Source organism: Undibacterium sp. Jales W-56, from assembly GCF_025548535.1.
Taxonomy (GTDB): domain Bacteria; phylum Pseudomonadota; class Gammaproteobacteria; order Burkholderiales; family Burkholderiaceae_D; genus Undibacterium.
In genome coordinates, this window is sequence record NZ_JAJLQW010000006.1 from 69,346 (window position 1) to 88,548 (window position 19,203).

Here is a 19,203-nt window from a genome sequence, read left to right on the forward strand (position 1 = left end):
CGATCCCCGAGGTCGTGCCTGGCAGCGATTCACCCCGTAGTGCAATCGGCCCTGACTGTTCAGCAAAGCTGCGCTGGCCTTCTTAGAGAAGGCGTCATGGCCGGGCAAATGGTCTTTTCGGCACCCGATGCCGGACCGCTATTCCTCGTTACCCGCTGCGAGCATGCATTCCATGCACCGTACGGCCGTGCTTGCCTATTTAGGCTCCCCGTACGCATTCGCTCGACTACCTGACACGCCCCGGACTTTCGGTAAGGGACGAACCCACCCAGGTAGGGTGACGGCTACAAGAACTGATCCCGACAGCGCACGAGACCCGATCTCGTCGCCGATGTCTTGCCACGACCCTGGAGGTCGGGCGGCATCCTCTCCCCCCGTACGCTGCAGAAATGCACAAACGGGCTGGATTCATTGAACCATTTTTACGATTACCGAGCCGGCTTCCCAACGAGGGGTTGGCGCGACCCTGGGTACTTTTTTGATTTTCGCAAGGACGCTCGTGGTCGCGTCCGGCGCGATGCAATGACCACTGAACGCGATGGCGACGGAATCCGCCATTCCGTTTCATCACCCATCGATTCCGTGATGACTGAACCGGCCCGCGATTCGAGCAACGGGCGTTCAAGAACGGAGGACATCATGTCCAAGGGAACAATGCATGACCGCACCTCGCGTGCGGCAAGTTCGCTCGTCCATCAACCGCGTCGCCACCAGGACTGGAGCGGACTGAGCGCGTCCGAAATTCTAACGCGTTACCGAATCGGCAAGACTCCTCCGCTGAAGGTATTGGAGGTCCTGATCGATCTGTTCAACAGGCAGCACACGGCCAAACACAAGGAGGTGTCGTTCAAGACGCGCCAGGAACGTGCGGACTTCCTGCGCCGCTTCTTTCGCGATCTGAAGGGCAAGGCTGGATTCAAGCGGCTGCCGGACCCGCGCAACTTGGGCGAACGCCACATTAAGGCCATGGTGACGGTCTGGCAAGCTGAAAAGCTGGCGGCGGCGACAATACAAACCTATCTGAGCTTCCTGCGCGGTCTGGCCCAGTGGCTCGGCAAACATGGACTGGTCCGCCAGCCACAGCACTACGGCTTGCAAGTCGACGAGTACCAACGCCATGAAGTGGCGGTGCGCGACAGGAGTTGGTCCGCTCAAGGGATCGATATCGACGGTGTGATCAGCGAAATCTGCATGTTCGATCCGTACGTGGGCGCGGCCATGCGCCTGGTCCGGGCGATGGGCCTGCGCCGGAAGGAAGCCGTCATGTTCCGCCCCCATGTCTGCGTGATGTCCTTCGACGCGACCGGGTTGCCGCTTCACAAGCGAAAGGCGGATTCATATGCGCGCATCAAAGGCGGCAGCAAGGGCGGCCGCGAGCGCTTCGTCCCTCTTGATTCCGTGGAGCGCACTGCTGCGGTCGAGCATGCACGGACGGTGGCCTCGCCCCCCGATGGTCACATGGGGCACCCATCGCATACGCTCGAGCAGGCCCTGCGTCGCTTCAACTACGTTCTGGAAAAGTTTGGCGTCACGCAAGGCGCACTCGGTGTCACCGCGCACGGCCTGCGCCATGAAGTGCTGATTGAACAATTTCAGGCGCTCACCGGGCACCCGGCTCCGGTGCGCGGTGGTGCAAGACTGCCGACCGAAATTGCCGCCCCCGCACGCCAGGAGGTGGCGGAACTTGCCGGGCACGCACGCAAGCGCGCTTCAAGCGCTTATCTCGGCGGGGTATTGGCGCACAAGCGAGCCAAACATGAGGGTGACGAACCGCCTGAACCGGGGTCCGTCGAATGACTCGAAACTGACGATATGGCGCATGCGGGATGCACGGCCACGCGACCTGCATCCCGTCATACGTCCACCTCGCCGCCGCCATCCAAAACACGCCGGAACGGAGACGGGTTTCAACGTGGCGCGTGCGCAAACAGCGGCCTACTATCTTGAACGGCGTCGTCGGCGATGCAATACTAGAACCGCTATCTGTGAGCATCGTGCTTACGCAGCCTTCGCGACGGTCGATCGCCGACCTCGTGAAGTCCGACCTACCTTGTCGGCGTTGCGGTCGTTACCCGCCCTTGAAGAATGAAGTAGAAGCCAAGCCTCTGTCCGCAAGGACAGTGTGCCGTTTTCGCATGTGCCAGCAGTTTTGAATGTGAATTAAGTGTGAATTTAATGTTAAATATGAGCGCCTCCCTTGGCAACAATCGGAGGCATCCTTGACGGGGAACATTGTTCCCTTCCGGGACTGGTGTTTCCCTTCTTTCATTGAAGGAGATTGCCATGTTTTCGACAGCCAGTCCGTATCGTCAAGGTCGACCAGTCAGTGTGCTGCTCGGTGGTTCCGGCATCGACCAGACTTTCGAGCGCAAGCTGCCTGTGTTGGGAGCGTTACTGAAGCCATCCACCGGCGATGTATGTCGGTCCATGCAAGAGCATGGCATATCCATGCGTTGCGAAATTGCTCATGGAGATTGATCGCTGTCGCATTTTTCTGGAGTCATCGTGCATCGTCACAACCATGGGGAACCTTAGCCGTTCCCTTCAGGGACAGCGTTCCCCAACTTTTTGGAGAACATCATGTCCCAAGAGAGAACCCATCGGTCCCGCACCAAGCGTTTTGGCGTTGAATTTGAAGAGGAAAAGGTCTGGGTCGGCTTCTACCGCCGCGTCGTAGATCCTGCCGTCGCGGTTGAAGTGATGAACCAGCTCGAGTCCGATCCTGACATGAAGCGCACGCACCTCGCGCTCTACCTGCGTTGCAAGGAAAGTCTGCGCACACAGAAGGCACGCCAGGCGCGTAACAAGCGCATCGGCCAGTTCGTCCGCATGCTGTTTAATGCGGTGTTCGTCGTTCCGGTCATCGCCATGCGGCGTCTGTTACTGCGAAGCGGCGACCTTGCCGTCGAGTGCTTGCCAGAAGTCAGCAAAGAGCCGGCTACGCGACGCGTCGGTCAGCTATCGAAGAAAGCCGAATTTGAGCAGGCGAAAACGACATTCACTGCCCAAACGGAAGCTCGATGTGTTCAGGAGAATGACGGCGCGCCGCCAGCCTCCAAAGTCTCATGAGTATTCGCCCATCACGGCGAACAGAGAAACCGGCCTGCCGGTTGTGGCGCTGCGCATTCAACAATGTAGCGCCCCGAACGCCAAACGTTCTCACGCCCACCGGAAACGGTGATCGCGTGAGCCGTTCTGGCATTTTCCGCAAAGGCGATCCTGAACAAAATCCCGGTGGGCCGGAACGGGACTAGCCCGCGCCGATACAGAGCTTGCGCTCCCGGTCCATCAGCCAATGTAGGAACTTGGTGTCTTGCGACACCCCCCAATAATGCCGCTTGCATTGCCCAATGTAGGCGTCAAGGTCGTCGAACGTTTTAATGTTCGCAGGCACGAAGCCCGTGATCATCGTGAATCGTTCGACTTCCCTCCGAGTCAACCGAATATGCTTTCCGAGGCGGATCATGATCGTCACCCTGTATAAGATGACGATGATTTTCGCGCCGTTTTGCGCGCCTGTCTCTAGTGTTCCGCGCTTTTTTTCACGCCAACTGGCGCCCCGCTCTCCAGTATCAGCACAGCGTGAGCGCACTGATCATCGGTTCCAGGGCGCAAGCTTGGCAGCAGCTTGTCTGCGGCTAGGCTGCAACAGCATCCCTGTCGGACCCGGCTGCGCAATAACCAAACCGACTCCACGCCACCGGGTCGACGTCGATGGGACCGCTCCGCTTGGAATCGAGATTGATCAGCACGCCATGCTGCCGAATCCGTCCATTGGAAAACAATTCGTACAACAAATGGGCCGCATAGCGCACCGCCACGTCATTGATGAACAGGCCCTGGCTTGCTAGCGACATGCGTACCGAGCACGACGGCGTGTTCGCATCAAGCACCGATCTATCGAGCAATTCCGGAAACAGTTCCGTGACGCACGGCAGGCGCGGCGACTGGCCCGTACGGGAGTGGCTGCGTCGGCCCGGCGCTTCGCCCAGCACCACCTGTGCCGTCGCCTCGGTATTACCGAGATCGAGCCAGTAGGGGCGCTGTCCGCTCTCTTCGAACAGGCGGGCATGTAGAGCCTGTCGGGCGGATCGGGTGTCGACGCAACTGATGATCAGGTCGGCGTCGGGACGGCGCAAGGCGCCATGCTCGAAATCCTCGAACCGGCATGGATGGGCGATCCAGTCGAGTCCATAAAATTGGTTGAGCCGATGTATGGTCACCACGGCTTTGTAGCGTCCGACATCGGCCTGGCTGTACAACTGGCGGCCGACGTTCGCTTCGCTCACCCGGTCACCGTCAAAGGCGGTGACGTGCAGACCGTAGGGATGCCCAAGCGCCTTGATGGCGATATCGAGCCGTGCCAAGCAGGTCGCCATCTGCGCGCCATTACCGCCGACACCGATCAGATAGATCTGCACCCGTTTGTCCAACAGGCTCGCGTCGAGCACGTGTTCCATCGTCTCCATGTTCATTTCCTTCCTCTCGGTATGCCCAACCACTTCAGTATCGTCCTGCATGCGCCAGCATCAAGGCCGTACCCTTGCGTATCCATGCGGTTTTTCTGTCTCTCCCACGGATGCTGCAGAGATTGGTAATGACCGTTCACCGCGAGCCGAAACGCCGCGCTTGGCCGAACACGATCAAGATGGCCGAACACGCCGGACACCTTGACGCCCCGGTCGTCCCGATTGTCGGTCGCCGACCAGAACGCGGCGGCCCGGCCATGCGTATGCAAGTCGATGGCGATGGTTTCATCGTCGGCCAAGGATGGCATCCGGTAGTCGATGCCATCCGGTGACGCGTCCAGGGCGTCGTAGATGGCCAAACGCAGGGAGCGGCTTTGCCGCGCATAGATCAATCCTCCCGCCACTTCATTCGGCAGCGCCGCTCTGCCCGCCTCGATAAAGGATTCCAGCAGGCGCACCGGGATAACGCCGAACGCGAAATCGATACGTTCCTGCAAGCATCCGAAAGGCAGCGGCGGGCTCAAAGCGACGTGCGCGATACGTACCGTGCAATCGAGCCAGTCGAGTTTCACCTGAACGAACACCCCGTTCGAGGCGACAATGACACGTTGCCCGTTATCCATGGCCGGCAGCGGCCCGAAGAGCGGTGCCGATAGCGTCGGGCAGCTCCTTTGCAATGCGCTATCGCGCGGATCAATCATCGCGCTCACCGTCGATGCCCAGCAATTCAGCGAGTGAGGTCCGCGCATCGACCAGCACGCGCTCTGGAAACCGTTTGAACTTGCCGTCGAGCATATCGCGCCAGAACGGATACGCGCCGCCCCGATAGCGCACCAGTTTTCCGTTGCCATTGGGATGGGTGAAGAACGAGCCCATGAACGCCGCATTCCACGTCGCGATCTTTTCGGTCGTCGTCCCTTCCGGCACTTGCACATTGCCACGGCAAATGGCGCCCCCTTCCCACACGTTGAAGTAGGGTGACTGGAATAAGGCTGTCCGCAAGGTGGGACGCTCCTTGCCCTTCACCGCCCACACTTTCCACACCTCGCTCGACGCCGCGAACACCAGACCCGGATGCGGGACCACCTCGCCGCGCTCGGGCGCGCCCAATTCCGGCGCACGGAACATGATGTGGCGCCTGCCAGGGGGAACCCACCACAGCAGCAGATCCCCGTCCATGTAGAGTACCGTCGCGGGCAGGAACCCTCCATACGCGACATTTTTCGACAAGGCGCGGGACAACTGGATTGCCGCGCGCGGCGTCATCGCCCGGCCGGCCAGTATCACCGGTTCGCCATCGACCTGCTTGACATCGTGGACGGTGGCCAATGCGCTGTCCGATGCGCCCCGATAAATCAGCACCGCCTGCGCGAGCCGTAGGATGCCGCCAGTCTGCGTGCGAATCTGAAAATGTGCTTGGTTCATATCGCTCCCCGTTCACTGCCAGTTTCCCCCGGCAAGCAGGTGTATCAAGCGGTCGATCAGCCGGATCGCCTTGAAGCGCTGCCGCATCGCGCGTTGCCACGAGCACATCGCTTGCGGCGCATCGAGCGCCATATCGATTTCCCCGATGCGGTCGCAGAATTCGCTCTGGTAGGCCAGTTGCACCAGATCGTCGTAGACACGCACGGTCAGGTCGTCCTCGCGCCATGACAGCACGGCGCCCCAGCCAAGGAATTCGCCCTCGACGGCCGGACTGAAGGCGTCCTTGATGCGCATGCGGGCCAGACCGAGGGCATTGGCGGCGATGTCGCGCATCACAGAATCGTGCAAGTTGCCGGACAATCGCTCGATGGCCGCCAGTGGCAGCGACTTTGACTGTTTAGTGGGTATGGCCGTGGACCACGCAGGGAATGCCTCGTCGAGTTTGCGGCGTGTCACCATTTCGTCCCGCATCGCCTCACGCGCCTCTACGTCGTCGCCCGCTTCCATGTCGAGCGCCGCCTCTTCATCATCTTCGCCGCACCAGTACACATATGACGCCACATCGCAGGCAAGATCGGGCGTGAACAAGGGATAGACGAAGCGGCTCTGGCGGCGCAGGATGTCAAGTGCCGCCTGTCCCAATCCCGGGAACGCCCGCTCCAGCGCCTCCAGCGCCGCTCCCACCGGCCACTGCTGTAGATTGTTCTCATACCAGACCAGCTCGACGCTTGAATATCGGATGGACGCGGGGTCGCATGCCCCCTTGCGCGGCATCGAACTTCCATCCGAACCGCTAGAGGCCGTCAGGGTGAAGACGGGTTCCAGGCAATGCAAGGGACCTAGTTCACGCTTGAGCCAGGCGTCGAGAGCGCCTTGGCAGACCTCGATAGCGTCGTCCCATTTTTCAGGCACGTCGCCTTCCCGTATCGCGCCGGCTTGAATCAGGAAGCGGGCGATGCTCGCGTTCGCCGTAGCCAGACGGGGCGGCACGACTGTCAGGGGGACGGCGCCAGCAAGGCGCGGCAGGGCCAGCGCGAAGACAGCGCCATTCATGGCAGCGGCGGCAGATCCTCCGATGGGAACAATACCCGAAACGCCGGCCGCTTTTGTTCGGTGCCGCCGTCCACCTGCTGCGCAAACTTGCTCCATAGCTGAGAACATCGCATCCCTTCCCTTTTGCTCAAGGCCGCCGCCAGCGCGGGGGCCTTTTTTACCGGCATCTTGCCGTCCGCCGCAGCCTCGACCTGCGCCGAAAACGCGGCGAGCCTACCCTTTGGTGCCGACGGCCCGCTTGAACGTGATCTCTTGGATGCCATTGTGGATTTCCCCTGTTTCAATCTCCGCACTGACCAGTTCCGGGTATTGCGCGCTGTACAAATCGCGCACCTCACGCGGCGCCATGCCGGGCACGTCTGGAAGACTGATCCCGTTGTAGCGGTATATCCGCTTCACTTCACTCACTTCGATGGCCACAGTTCGCCCCCTTTGAGAAGCACCGGAAACCGATCCGGCATCGTTGGAACCATTGTCTCAATAGGGCGACGGCTTGCAACCGGTGGTCGTGGAAGCGCCGCATCAATTTATACGCGGCGCAGGCTGGCATAATCGGGTTGCATGATCGATAGGTCACACGCGCAGCAGGCGCGCGGGAACGATCTGGCCGAAGCAGTAAATGTACTTTTGACATCAAATCAACTGGAGTCCGGACCGTATGGGCAATGGAATCAAGATGCGTTCCGCCGTGGACGCCACAAGCAGGCTTTACCCAATTGAAGAATTACACACCGCGCATGATGCGAACGCCGCCATCCCCAACCTGCTCTGCGCCGATCCGATCTGTCGCAAGCCGGTGCGTTACGTACCCCGCCACCAGCAAAACCGCAAGAACCGCATTGAGCCGGTCGACGTTCCGGCCTATATCGGCCTGACAAGCGGGTCAATGCACGCCGATGGATGCAAGTTCGACGCGGTCAAGCGCATCGCACTGATCGTCGATGAGTCCGATCCTGATTTCGTCGGTGCCCTCGATGAAGGCAAGCGCGACCTGCGCTTGCTCGTCCTTCACAATGGGCTGAGTGGCAAACCGCTCTCCGGCAACGCCCTTGTGCCTCCCGGCGGAGCGGGCGCGGGTTCTGGCATGGGCACCAAAACCTTCAGACCGAGCGGGAAAAAGCTGGACTCGTACCTGCGCACCACGTCCGATCTGCTGGCACTGCGCGAGTTATGCGAGTCCGACGCGGTCCTGGCGGCGCAATTGACCCTACGCTTTGGCACCAAGCGCATTGCGTGGAGCAATTTCTTCTTCACGAAGGATAGTTACGACGAAGCGTGGGAATTGCTGCACAAGGCCGGTGGCAACGCCCATCCGCTGGCACTGGTGGCCGAAGTGAAGTCCCATTTCTCGTCCAAACCGGACGCAAAGTACAAGAGCACGTTTCTCAATTGCCGCTCCTTGTATCGAAAGACCGATATCGCCGATACGATCGAATCGTTCGAAGTGAGCGTCCTGCATGCCGATGCAGCTTGGCTCAACAGTTTTACTGTCGGTAGCAATATCATCATGTTCGGCATATGGGAATACAAGGCGGCGACGGAAACCCGCAGGACGGCCCCGAACGACGACACCCGCACGATCACCTACATCACGCACAAGCTGACCCTCAAGCCCAAGTTCAAGCAACAGATCCTGGCCGCATCATGATGTGGGCAACGGGACTGACGTCCCGCTAACCAAACAGCGGCAGCGATTCGCCCAGCGCTGGCGCTGGAGCCACTGTCTGCGCGTTTGGCGCCCGCGCCGAACCGGCGTCCTCCTCGTCCTCATCCGATTCGGCCGATGTGGCAACTGGTGTCTGCTTCGTTGCAGGGGACGGTGTGGATACCTTCTTCGTCGCCTCGGTCGCCCGCTTGGCACACAATGCCGTGGCGGCTTTTAGCGCTTCGCGGGTCGCCTCGGCCTGTTCGTTCAGGGTCGCACGCGCCTCGCGATAGCCGTGCAAGGCTTGCACGAAGCCGGCATCGAAGTCCTCGGGACTGGCGGTCAGCGTCAAATCCTTCGTCAGAGCCACCTCGCCCGCATCCTTCCTTGGTTTGGGCAACACACTGATCGTGAGCTTGCCGCTTTTCTCGTCGGCGCTCACGATCATCGTCAGCGTGGCGCTTGTCGCCAGCGCATACAATTCCTGAAACATCGTCATCATCACTCTCCTTGTGAAGGGCTACCTCTGCATATATGGTATGGCGGCTTCCTTCCCCGTCCAGTCCTCGCGCTGCGACCAAGCACACCAGTGCCCCCGCCGACGACGCCTCCGTCATTTCAACCTCATCGGTCCGCTATCGCCCGCCACCTCAACGCCTCCCCGCCGTCGCGCCAATGGGTTGGCGAGTCGCATGGCGGGATTGCTGCGTCCCCTCGCCGATGCGACACTGAAGCTTCATTTCCGATCCATTGATCGGCGCCCTCCTCGTGGAGGTCCTGACCACGTCAGGCGTAGCAGTCGATACCTGCCTATCTAGCAGCGCACGCAATTCGCGTGCGTCCCGAGCGGGAACCTCGTTCCCCTGGAGCGGCGTTCCCGCTTTTCTTTTTGGAGAACGCCATGAACGAAATTAAACGCATGTCGCGGGCCGAACTCGCCTGCGAACTGATCGCGATGCCAGATGCGTCGATTGCTGCCGATGCCATAGTCTCCTACGCTTCCGGAGCGATATCTGCGTCACCATCTTGCGAAGAGCAGGTATCACGCAAGCTGTCGGTGGCCAGGGAAGTTCTAATGCGCGACTTGGCCGCAACAATGAACAAGGGACCCGTCATGCGCTCGCCAGACACGGTGCGCGAATGGCTTAAGTTGCACTGTGCTCGGCTCGAACATGAGGTGTTCATCTTGCTTCACCTTGACGTGCGCAATCGCCTGATCGCGGCTGAGGAAATTTTTCGCGGAACCTTGACCCACACCTCGGTGTATCCGCGCGAAGTCGTCAAATCGGCGCTTGCACGCAACGCGGCCTCGGTGCTGCTGGCGCACAACCACCCCAGCGGCGAGACCGATCCAAGCCCGGCCGATACGGTGTTGACGAAGCAACTGGTTTCGGCTCTGGCTCTTGTGGACGTGCGGGTGGCGGACCATTTCATCGTTGCGGGCGACCGCATCCTGTCGTTCGCCGAACAGGGCCTACTGTAAGCAGAACCGAAGGCCATTGATGGCAAGTCACGATGGCGAAACGTCTCGCACAAGGCCAAATTGCGGTAAATTTTCTACCCTTCATAGACGATGGCGGGACAGCAGGGCATTCCCCCTGCCAAGCCATGGCAATTCGGACACCGATTAGCCCGATTACGGCCACTTCGACGTTCAGAGGAATGAAGTCAAGAACCACCCCGAAAATTGCAGCGGGGTGGTTCTTGCCAGCCGTGGCCTTATGCGAGAGCGTTGCAGTCTCTTTAATCTGCCTATGCTCTATAGACTATAGCTATCCAGATCAATGACGGCATCGGCCGTCGCGGTCAAGTCAGGGGTTTGCGACACAAAATACTCCTGCTCGTAGCCGCCCAGACGCAACACTTCCCGCTTCATTGCCATGAACATCCGCTTGCGCTCCGGATCGAGCGGGCCATCGGCCTCGTCGGAAAACAATGTCGCATAGCGGCGTCCGGCATGTTGGGCTAGATACAGGGCCACAGCGCGCACCAGGCACTCGTTGATCCAGACCCGTTCGCCGCCGCTCATCAGGCCCACGCTCTTGCTTTCGGTCGACTCCGAATCGTGCACCACGATGTCAAATCCCTCGCGCGGCTCTCCCTTTCCCGTCTCGACCAGCGTCTTGATCGACACGGTGAACCGGCCGCCATAGCAGGCCAGCAGCAGGTCGTTCGCCAGGCCGGACAGCACGGGGCCAGCGTCGTCGATCGCGAGCGCAATCACGCCGTCGTTGCTCAGGCACTTCGAAAACAACGTCCAGTTTCCGAGCTCCCTCGCTACCACCGCCATTCGCTGCGCTTCCCGCGCCCTGCGCGCGCCAAGGTCGGCGGCCTGCCGCTCCACCAACTCCAGCGACTGAGCGTCCTGTACGGCAGAAACGTGCGCCTGCTCGGCCGCCTGCACCGCATTCGCGGCCACGTCCACCGCGCGGGCGGCGGCATCGAGCCGATGCTCCTCGTAGGGCGCGGGCAATGCGGCGATTGCCGCTTCGACGCGCTGCAGCGCGCTACGCCACTGCGTCTGCTGACGTCCGCGCTCTACGGCAATGGCCCTGCATGTCGCCGCAATCTGCTGACGCTCCACGAACTCCTCCGTAGTCTCATCAATCGCGCCAGTTTCAGCGATTGCGTTTAGCTCCTGAACAAGGCCGGATAAAGTCGCGCGCGCCTGCCTGATCTCGCCGGCCTGCCCCGCCAGCACGGCGTAGCGCGATGCCCTACGACGTGCACGTTCCAATTGGCGCTGCGCCTCATTGAGGCAAGCAGGCGACTCGGCAAGCGCAGCGCACTGCGCACGCAACGCGTTCAACTCATCATTGAGCGCCCGCTTCCGCAACGACAGTCTGGCAATTTCAAGGTCGGCGCTGGGCATCAATGTCTTCGCCGCTCTCGCGTCGCCCAGCAACTTGCACCGTCCTTGCAGATCGGTCCCAAAGCATGGCACTTCCTGCGTCAACCCGAATCGGCGCTTCAGCTCTTCGGCCCTCAATGATGCCTGGCCCGCTTCACGCTCGATGGCTTCCATTTTTTGCAGCGCAGCCGTAACGCGTGCCTGGAGTTCCGCCAACCGCTGGACGCCATGACGACATTGCGAAACGCGCTCGCCGCGGGCTACGACGATGCCTTCCACCAGAACTTGGCGTCGGCCGGCCCGCATCACGGCGCCGGCACGGGACAGTATCTGGCTGAGACTCTTGCGCATATCCTCCAGCGACTGCCGCCGCACCTGCACCTGCTCGGCACGGGCTGCAATCCGCTGTTGCAGTTGGGTCAAGCGCTGGCGCTCCCGGGCATCCTGCGCGTCGAGCGATTGCGTGGCGTCCTGCCCGGATTGGATCAATGCACCCCGCTCGGCCAGTAACTCGGACCGGCGCAGTTCTGTCTGGGTTGCCTGTTCCTTCTCCGCTGCCAGTTGCCTCTGCCTTTCCCTTGCGACGTCGAGTGCCTGCTGCGCGCGGTGTTTTTCCGCAGCCGCGCTTGCCACCCGTGATCGTGCGCCCCCCATGCGGGTGCGCTCGCTGTCCACCCGCCGCAATTCATCTTCCAGATTGGTCTGTGCGAGACGGATCGTGCCCAGTCCCGCCTTTAATAGCCGCGCCGTCTCCGCAGCCCGCTGCCCAAGCAGTCGGATTTCATCGAGTCCAAGCAAGTCGCCCAGCAGAGTCTTTATCTCCGCGTTCTTGTACGCTGTCAGCTGCCGCTTTCCCTGCGCCGAGAAAACCGACGTGAAGAACGTCTCGGCCTTCCCCAGGATCGCTTCCAGGCAGCGCTCGTAGGTTTCGACCTTCCCATCGGATACCGCGCCGTCGTCCAGACACACCGGCGCCCATCCTCGGGCACCCTGCTGGAACAGGAAGGCCTCGGTCTTGCGTTTACCATTGAGCCGGAAAACGATATGCGACCGATAGCGCCATCCACCATGGGACCAGATCAGATCCTTTTCGCTCTCGGGCAGAAACACATGGTCGTAGTAGGAAAAGCCGCCAGGTCCGGCGACGCCCGCGCGCGAGGGCATGGTCAGATACGGATGCATATTGTCCATCAGCGTGGACTTGCCGCGGCCATTCGATCCCGCAATCGCGACCAACCTGGCGCCGCTGGTAATGTCTTCCAAATCGAGCGAAAGTTCGTCCCGCCCGAGGCCGTCGCGAATGCCCCGGAATCCTCTCAAGGTGAGCGAGAGCGGGGTCATGATGCCCCCCTTCCATTTGCCGGATGCACCGGCGCACTTGCCCGAGCATGCTTGATCATAGGTTTGCACATAGCCTTCTCCTTGGTTAACCTGGGACCAGTGTCGCGCAGACATTGCGCGCTTCAACCCCAGTGGCGCCCCATCGGTCCGGCTATGCCGGACTTTGCATGGCATCGGCGGCGACGCACGATGCCGCGTGGCTTGCGCTGCCCGACATGTTGGGCAGATTCTGGACGGACGCCTCGCTCCGCCGCTCCAGGATGTCGGACGCAATCACCTCCGGTGCGAACGTGTGCAGGCATTCCAGGCACGCGAGCAGCGGTTCAGCTTTCGCCTCGGCCGCCCTCGCCCATGCACTTACCTTGTCGGCGATGGTCGCAGCCTGCGACATGCCGGCGGCCCGGCTTCGCACGACCGGCACGATGCGTCCCTCCAGCTTGACCTCCGCCGCAGCGCTCAGCATGCGCCCGATCGCATCGCGGTCGACCTCATGTCGGTCCTCATCGCCGATGCTCCAGCGGACCCGAACGAAGGCCCCGGCTACCTCCTGCCTCTTGATCGCTGCCTGAAGCGCATCGATATCCGGCTTGCCCTCGAAACAAATATCGATCGTCCGGCGCGCAGGAGTTGTATCGAGCGCGAGTCGGGCCGTCGTCGCGTCGACTTCCCACAGCAGAAAGCCCTTTTCCCCATCCTCCCCGTAATGGAAGCGGCCGATCGAACCTGCGTACGCGATTCTCCGTCCGTTCGCCTCCCATTCCTGGTGGCGGTGAATGTGCCCAAGCATGAACGCCTGGGCCTGCGCGCCGAATAGCGTCCCGGTCGTGAATTCGTGGTCGAAGCCGGCCATCGGTACGCCGTGTTCTGTCATGCAGCCATAGACCGTGCCGTGCGAGACGCCGATGGTGGGGATCCCGGATTCACGCGCGGCCTGGTTGGCGGGGGCAAAACCGGCAAGCAGCACGCCCAGTTGCTCACCGACGGCCACGGCCGCCGTCGCTGCGCCGACCGCCGCAGCGACAGTCGCCTTGTTCACCGTCGGCACGCAGGAGAACAGCGCCCGCATATTGCTGGGGAGCTGCTCGAAGCGCCAATCGTCCGAGGCAGTCCAGTTGCCGTCTCTTGACAGCGCGACCTGGCCGATCCGGTCCGCGACATGCACCGGATAGCGGCCACCGAGCAGGCGAAAAAGCGCCAGCGTGCCCGGTGGTTCGTGCGAATAGGTGCCCTGCAGCATGAGGATAGGACAATGCTCGGCCAGGCGCCGGATGTTGCTGGCCAAGCGCAAGGCCGCCGGCGCATGCATGTCGAGCGCATGGTCGGTCGAATCGCCCGAAATCACGGCCGCATCGACCTTCAAGGCGATTGCCCGCTCAATGGCGTGGCTGAAGCAGCGGTCGGCTTCGGCAAGATGCTTGCCGCTGTAGTGCAAGTCTGAAAACTGCGCAATACGAATCATGATCAATCCTCCCAAGTCGTCGCATCAATAAACGGATCACTGCGTGCCGTGTACGTCGGCGCGCAGCATGGCCGCGCCGCAAGATCGACCTCGCCTGCTACTTCAATTCGCCATCGATCCACTCGCGGTATCCCTTCGGGTCGGTGTGCCAGCGTTCCAGTTCCTCCTGCGCCCGCCGGCGCCCGCCTACGTTGAGCTTCCACCCGCTTCCCCAGCGGTGGTTCGCGTATGCTTCATAGCGCGTCGCGTCGACGCCGCAGGATAGCGCGGCCTCCATCACCTGTTCCAGGCTTGGCCCCGCATCGCGTTCGGTTCGGGCCGACTGTGCTCCAAACCGGCCGGATGTCCGCGCATTCGCGCGCGCTGATTCACTCCCCTCCCCTTCTTGCTCACCATCGACGACTGCGCCACCATCCGCGCCGGCATCGGTCCGGGTTGCCAACGGAGACATGTGGGCGGCGAACGACGTCGACGCGGCCTCAATATCGGCGAGCGCCTCGCCCGGTCCCTCAAGAATCCGGCTCGCGGTGCGCGCGTTGACAATCGCCGTCTCTCCATCATCGTTGGCGCGCAGCAGCGCGGTGACGTCGATCGGCGCCTCGAGTTCGATGATCCATTGCCTGACCCGTACCGCTCGCCCGGATTCGTCGATATGGGGCACCTCCATCAGCTTCTTGGTGATATAGAACGATGTCCGCTGATTGTCGAGAAATCCCGATATCCGTCCACCTCGCATGAAGGCAATGGTCTCGAATTTCTGGATTGCGGCATTCAAGGCGTAGAAACTGTTTGTATGCAGTTCGAATGCGCTGATCGACCTGATTCCCGGGATGAAGAAAATGAAGCGTCCGGACAGATTGCACTGGCGCTGCTGATACTCGGCGCAGCTTTCCGGGTCGCACAGTCCACCGTTGTCGCTGCGCAAAGTGGTCTTACGACCGCCGAACACGCGGATCACGCGCCTGCCGGTGTCATTCATCGGTATCGGCGCGTGGCACTTGCAATAGCGCACCCGACCGTCGGGCGCATATTCCGACCAGTATTTCTTCTCGTTCGCCCCCCAGGCGACCAGTTCATGCGGCATCACGGCCTGCCACATGTCGGAGGGAAACACGACCGGGAAGCGGTAAAGGCGCTTGACGCCGTCCGCGCGTACCTCGCCGAAGGCATCGAGGATCTGGCTTGCGACTTCGGGATTGGGGAAGTCCTGGCCACGGACCGTAAACCAGGCCACGTTTTTCGGGACCAGCGGCGATTTCAGGTTCGGCAACGCCTCGCCGAGGATTTTCTCGATCTGCTCGAAGGAGTGGCCGGCGGCGACACCCTGGTCATAGATCTCCTTGGCTTGTTGATTTTCCGCCGCCTTCTTTGTCAGTACCTTGATGCCGGCGCGGATCTTTCCGCCGGTTGCGATGCGCGCCGGGCCGTTGCCCAGCAGCGTAGGCAGCGCGGAACCGCTGCCGTTGAGGGATACCATTGCGTTCGCCATGGAAGCGCTCCTTCATGAAAAGCGAGACATCTCGCACATTCATGATCTCCCCCGTCCACAGCGCATCAAGGGCACGCCTTACCGGTCGTCGCTCGCATCCGGAACGTTCAAGGACAGGGACGAAGAAGCTGCCATGGTGGATTCCAACATTGTCGAAATCGACGGCATGCTCGCTGAAATCGTCAATTATTTGAACCGCCACGGTGCCCGCTAGGAATTGCGGTTTCGCCTGTACTTGGTCAGCCCTATGAGTGCCACTACACAAAAGACCGCACCAGCATAAAATGTAGACGAGGCGCCAAAACGATCCCAAAACAAGCCCGCCATGACGCTTGCTCCCAGCACGGCGATGCCGCTCATCAGGTTGAACACGCCATAGGCCGTGCCGCGCATGTCGGCAGGAGCGGTGTCTGCCACCATCGTCGCCAACAAACCTTGCGTGATTCCCATGTGCACGCCCCACAGCGCAACCCCGGCCAGCACTACGGCCCAATGGTCATTTGTAGCCAAAACCAGGTCGGCGGCGATCAATACGATAAGGCCAAGCCCCAACAGCGTGGTGTGGCTCATACGGTCAGAAAGTTTTCCAAATGGATACGCCGACATGGCGTAAATCAGATTCATGGCAACCATCACCAGCGGCACCAGTGCAACCGGGATGCCGCCCTGCTGAGCACGCAGGATAAGAAATGCTTCGCTGAATCGGGCCAAGGTAAACACAGCACCAATACCCACCACCCACCAGTACGCGGCACTTAGACGAGTCAGATTTTCTCGGCGGATAGGATTGGTACGCTTGATATTTTGGTGCTGCTGCGGTTCGCGCACGCCGAAGAAAAGCAGGGAAACGGCCAGCGCGCCGGGGATCACGGCGATCCAAAACACCATCCGGAAATTGTCGGCCCACAGAAGCATCAGCCCGACGGCGAGTATCGGCCCGAGGAATGCGCCCACCGTATCGAGGGATTGACGCAGGCCGAAAGCGGCACCGCGCAGATTCGGTGGCGCGAGGTCAGCAACCAAGGCATCACGCGGTGCGCCTCGTATGCCTTTGCCAACCCGGTCCAACAATCTGGCCGTCAGTACAATGCCCGTTGTATTCGCTATCGCAAAGAGTGGCTTGGTCAGCGCACCCAACGCGTAGCCGAATAGAGCCAATCCCTTGCGTTTTCCAAGATAGTCGCTCAGCGTGCCGGAGAACACTTTGACGATTAGCGCCGTGGATTCGGCCAGTCCTTCGATCAAACCCACCGTGAGGGCGCTGGCGCCAAGCGTGCCCACCATGAACATCGGAAGCAGGCTGTGGACCATTTCCGTTGAAATGTCCATCAGCATGCTCACGAAGCCGAGCATCCAAATCCCGAGGGGGATTTGTCGAAGGGTGCTGCCCATTTTTCTTTTTGTCATTACGTTTTCCGCTTTGGGCCGGCCTCAGGCAGTCAGAGAACTTCCGCATAAAAACGCCTGGTGTGACAATGGCGGCCCCAGGACGAGCAAATGCGCCGGCAAGCCGCCAGACTATATCTTGGCAACCAACTTGTCGATCGCCTTCATTACGCGTTCGTTGCGCTCGCTATAACGGTCGGTCAGGTACTCGCTGCGTCCCCGCAGCAGGAGCGTGAACTTGAATAGTTCTTCCATGACATCGACGACCCGGTCATAGTATGGCGACGGCTTCATCCTGCCCGCCTCGTCGAACTCCTTGTAGGCCATCGGTACGGACGACTGGTTCGGAATCGTCACCATCCGCATCCAGCGCCCTAAAAGACGCAAGGTGTTCACGACGTTGAACGACTGCGAACCGCCGCATACCTGCATGACCGCGAGCGTTCGTCCCTGGCTCGGCCGCATTCCGCCATGCTCCAACGGAATCCAGTCGATCTGGTTCTTCATCACGGCCGTGATCGCCCCATGGCGCTCCGGGCTGCACCATACCTGGCCCTCGGACCACAGGGACAACGCGCGCAGTTCGACAATCTTGGGATGCGTCTCCGGCACGCTGCCGGCCATCGGCAACTCGGCCGGGTTAAAGATCTTCACTTCGGCGCCGAAGTGTTCCAGGATACGGGCCGCTTCTTCGGTCAGGAAGCGGCTGAACGAGCGCTCGCGTAATGAACCATACAGGAGCAGGATGCGCGGTGGATGCGCCAACTCCCCAACTTGGGCGAGCTTGTCGAGTGTTGGGACGTCAAGCTGCGCTGCCTTGATGTTCGGGAGAGTGGGGAGTGCTTCAGCCATGCGGTGCCTCCTATTGCACGTTCTTGTGGGCGAAATCGCCCGGCGCGACAGTGCCTGCCACGGTCGCATCCTTTGGGGCTGCAGGATAGAGCCAGCAAAACACTAGCGTCGCGCAGGTAGCGCCAAGTACTTGGGCGACGATGAATCCAGGTGCATCGACCGGACGGATGCCAGCGAAGGTATTGGTGGCGCTGCGTGCAAGCGTCACCGCTGGATTTGCGAACGAGGTCGAGGACGTGAACCAGTAGGCTGACGTGATGTAGGCGGCCACGGAAAACGGCGTGACCGCTGGCCTGCTGCGCGAACAGCCAATGATCACCGCAAGCAGGCCGAAGGTGGCGACGAATTCGCTCCACCACTGCGACGCGCCGGTGCGCACGTGCTCGGACGCGACAAAAATCGGATCGCCGAACATTAGATGGGCAGCGGCGACGCCGGCGAAGGCGCCGCCAATCTGCACGAGAATGTACGGGATGACTTCGTTCGCCGGCATATTCTTCTGCCACGCTTCTGACAGTGTCACAACCGGGTTGAAGTGCGCCCCCGATATCGTGCCGAACATGAGGATCAGGGCTACCAAGCCGGCGCCGGTCGCGATCGCGTTGGCCAGCAAGGCCAGCGCCACGTTGCCGCCCGCCAGGCGCTCGGCCATGATGCCCGATCCCACCACCACCGCGAGCAGCAGCGCGCTACCCAGCCCTTCGGCCACAATGCGTCGTGCAAGGGTCATGGCGTGTTTTCCCCGATTTTGTCAAGCTCGCGTTTAAGAGCGAGCTTCGCGAGTTTTTGTATTGGCAGGCTCATCAAGATATCGAGGCGCGTCTTGATTTCGCGGCATACCATGGCGAATGCATGGCGGATCTCGACGTCGCTGCCCTGCACCGACGCGGGATCGGAAAATCCCCAGTGAGCCGTCACGGGCTGACCCGGCCAGTGCGGACAGACTTCGCCTGCCGCCTTGTCGCAGACGGTGATGACGAAATCCATGTGCGGCGCTTCATCGGCTGCGAATTCGTTCCAGGACTTGCTGCGTAGATCCGTCAAGGGATAGCCGATAGCCGCGATCTGCTCGAGCGCGAAGCGGTGGACTTCGCCGGTCGGATGGCTGCCCGCGCTGTAGGTCTTGAATCTGCCTTGGCCGGCAGCATTGAGCATGGCTTCGGCCATGATGCTGCGCGCCGAGTTCCCTGTGCACAGAAACAGTACGTTATACACTTTGTCGCTCATGATCTT

Annotated in this window: 19 protein-coding genes; 6 read left to right on the top strand and 13 right to left on the bottom strand. The window is 61.0% G+C overall.

Going from position 1 to position 19,203, the window contains the following annotated elements:
• Nucleotides 1-522: 522 nt before the first annotated feature.
• The 3 genes from LPB67_RS15810 (at nt 523) to LPB67_RS15820 (ending at nt 3,069) form a co-directional block, all read left to right on the top strand.
• The gene (locus tag LPB67_RS15810; RefSeq protein ID WP_262838252.1) at nt 523-1,797 is read left to right on the top strand and encodes an integrase domain-containing protein; all 1,275 of its coding nucleotides are present in this window, start codon (nt 523-525) and stop codon (nt 1,795-1,797) included.
• A 486-nt stretch (nt 1,798-2,283) separates the two neighbouring features.
• The gene (locus LPB67_RS15815) at nt 2,284-2,478 is read left to right on the top strand and encodes a hypothetical protein (protein ID WP_262838253.1); all 195 of its coding nucleotides are present in this window, start codon (nt 2,284-2,286) and stop codon (nt 2,476-2,478) included.
• Between the two features lie 102 nt (nt 2,479-2,580).
• Nucleotides 2,581-3,069: a hypothetical protein gene (locus tag LPB67_RS15820; protein WP_262838254.1), complete on the top strand. Its 489-nt coding sequence runs from the start codon at nt 2,581-2,583 to the stop codon at nt 3,067-3,069.
• A gap of 569 nt (nt 3,070-3,638) precedes the next feature.
• Here LPB67_RS15820 and LPB67_RS15825 read toward each other — a convergent pair.
• The 5 genes from LPB67_RS15825 to LPB67_RS15845 form a co-directional block, all read right to left on the bottom strand.
• On the bottom strand, nt 3,639-4,469 hold the full coding sequence (locus LPB67_RS15825; protein ID WP_262838255.1) for a PRTRC system ThiF family protein: 831 nt from the start codon (nt 4,467-4,469) through the stop codon (nt 3,639-3,641).
• Nucleotides 4,470-4,471: 2 nt separating this feature from the next.
• Nucleotides 4,472-5,170, bottom strand: a complete 699-nt coding sequence (locus LPB67_RS15830; RefSeq protein ID WP_262838256.1) for a PRTRC system protein A — start codon at nt 5,168-5,170, stop codon at nt 4,472-4,474.
• The gene (locus tag LPB67_RS15835; protein WP_262838257.1) at nt 5,163-5,894 is read right to left on the bottom strand and encodes a PRTRC system protein B; all 732 of its coding nucleotides are present in this window, start codon (nt 5,892-5,894) and stop codon (nt 5,163-5,165) included. Before LPB67_RS15835 ends, LPB67_RS15830 begins: the two co-directional genes overlap by 8 nt.
• A gap of 12 nt (nt 5,895-5,906) precedes the next feature.
• Complete coding sequence (locus LPB67_RS15840; protein ID WP_262838258.1) at nt 5,907-6,947, bottom strand: PRTRC system protein F; 1,041 nt, start codon at nt 6,945-6,947, stop codon at nt 5,907-5,909.
• Between the two features lie 213 nt (nt 6,948-7,160).
• Nucleotides 7,161-7,367: a PRTRC system protein C gene (locus tag LPB67_RS15845; RefSeq protein ID WP_262838259.1), complete on the bottom strand. Its 207-nt coding sequence runs from the start codon at nt 7,365-7,367 to the stop codon at nt 7,161-7,163.
• A gap of 256 nt (nt 7,368-7,623) precedes the next feature.
• Between LPB67_RS15845 and LPB67_RS15850 the strand changes: the two genes are divergently transcribed.
• Nucleotides 7,624-8,595: a hypothetical protein gene (locus LPB67_RS15850; protein WP_262838260.1), complete on the top strand. Its 972-nt coding sequence runs from the start codon at nt 7,624-7,626 to the stop codon at nt 8,593-8,595.
• Between the two features lie 25 nt (nt 8,596-8,620).
• On the opposite strand, the gene LPB67_RS15855 is transcribed toward LPB67_RS15850, so the two are convergent.
• Complete coding sequence (locus tag LPB67_RS15855; RefSeq protein ID WP_262838261.1) at nt 8,621-9,091, bottom strand: PRTRC system protein E; 471 nt, start codon at nt 9,089-9,091, stop codon at nt 8,621-8,623.
• Nucleotides 9,092-9,493: 402 nt separating this feature from the next.
• On the opposite strand from LPB67_RS15855, the gene radC reads away from it, so the two are divergent.
• Nucleotides 9,494-10,075, top strand: coding sequence for a RadC family protein (gene radC, locus LPB67_RS15860; RefSeq protein ID WP_262838262.1), 582 nt, complete (start codon nt 9,494-9,496; stop codon nt 10,073-10,075).
• A gap of 276 nt (nt 10,076-10,351) precedes the next feature.
• Here the strand turns inward: radC and LPB67_RS15865 are convergent, their stop codons facing one another.
• The 3 genes from LPB67_RS15865 to LPB67_RS15875 all read right to left on the bottom strand — a co-directional run bounded on the left by LPB67_RS15865 (nt 10,352) and on the right by LPB67_RS15875 (nt 15,732).
• Nucleotides 10,352-12,853: a DNA repair protein gene (locus tag LPB67_RS15865; RefSeq protein ID WP_262838263.1), complete on the bottom strand. Its 2,502-nt coding sequence runs from the start codon at nt 12,851-12,853 to the stop codon at nt 10,352-10,354.
• 82 nt (nt 12,854-12,935) lie between these two features.
• Nucleotides 12,936-14,243, bottom strand: coding sequence for an exonuclease SbcCD subunit D (locus LPB67_RS15870; RefSeq protein WP_262838264.1), 1,308 nt, complete (start codon nt 14,241-14,243; stop codon nt 12,936-12,938).
• Between the two features lie 97 nt (nt 14,244-14,340).
• On the bottom strand, nt 14,341-15,732 hold the full coding sequence (locus tag LPB67_RS15875) for a hypothetical protein (RefSeq protein WP_262838265.1): 1,392 nt from the start codon (nt 15,730-15,732) through the stop codon (nt 14,341-14,343).
• Between LPB67_RS15875 and LPB67_RS15880 the strand changes: the two genes are divergently transcribed.
• Nucleotides 15,731-15,946: a hypothetical protein gene (locus LPB67_RS15880; RefSeq protein ID WP_262838266.1), complete on the top strand. Its 216-nt coding sequence runs from the start codon at nt 15,731-15,733 to the stop codon at nt 15,944-15,946. The genes LPB67_RS15875 and LPB67_RS15880 overlap by 2 nt on opposite strands.
• On the opposite strand, the gene LPB67_RS15885 is transcribed toward LPB67_RS15880, so the two are convergent.
• From LPB67_RS15885 to LPB67_RS15900, 4 genes are all read right to left on the bottom strand, one after another.
• Complete coding sequence (locus LPB67_RS15885) at nt 15,943-17,139, bottom strand: MFS transporter (protein WP_262838267.1); 1,197 nt, start codon at nt 17,137-17,139, stop codon at nt 15,943-15,945. The genes LPB67_RS15880 and LPB67_RS15885 overlap by 4 nt on opposite strands.
• 111 nt (nt 17,140-17,250) lie before the next feature.
• Nucleotides 17,251-17,970 carry an arsenical resistance protein ArsH gene (arsH, locus tag LPB67_RS15890; RefSeq protein WP_262838268.1) on the bottom strand — a complete coding sequence of 240 codons (720 nt, stop codon included), beginning with the start codon at nt 17,968-17,970 and terminating at the stop codon, nt 17,251-17,253.
• A 10-nt stretch (nt 17,971-17,980) separates the two neighbouring features.
• The gene (locus tag LPB67_RS15895) at nt 17,981-18,700 is read right to left on the bottom strand and encodes an aquaporin (RefSeq protein WP_262838269.1); all 720 of its coding nucleotides are present in this window, start codon (nt 18,698-18,700) and stop codon (nt 17,981-17,983) included.
• Entirely contained in the window at nt 18,697-19,197 is a 501-nt protein-coding gene (locus LPB67_RS15900; protein WP_262838270.1) for an arsenate reductase ArsC, read from the bottom strand. The genes LPB67_RS15895 and LPB67_RS15900 overlap by 4 nt, the downstream gene beginning before the upstream one ends.
• Nucleotides 19,198-19,203: the final 6 nt, after the last annotated feature.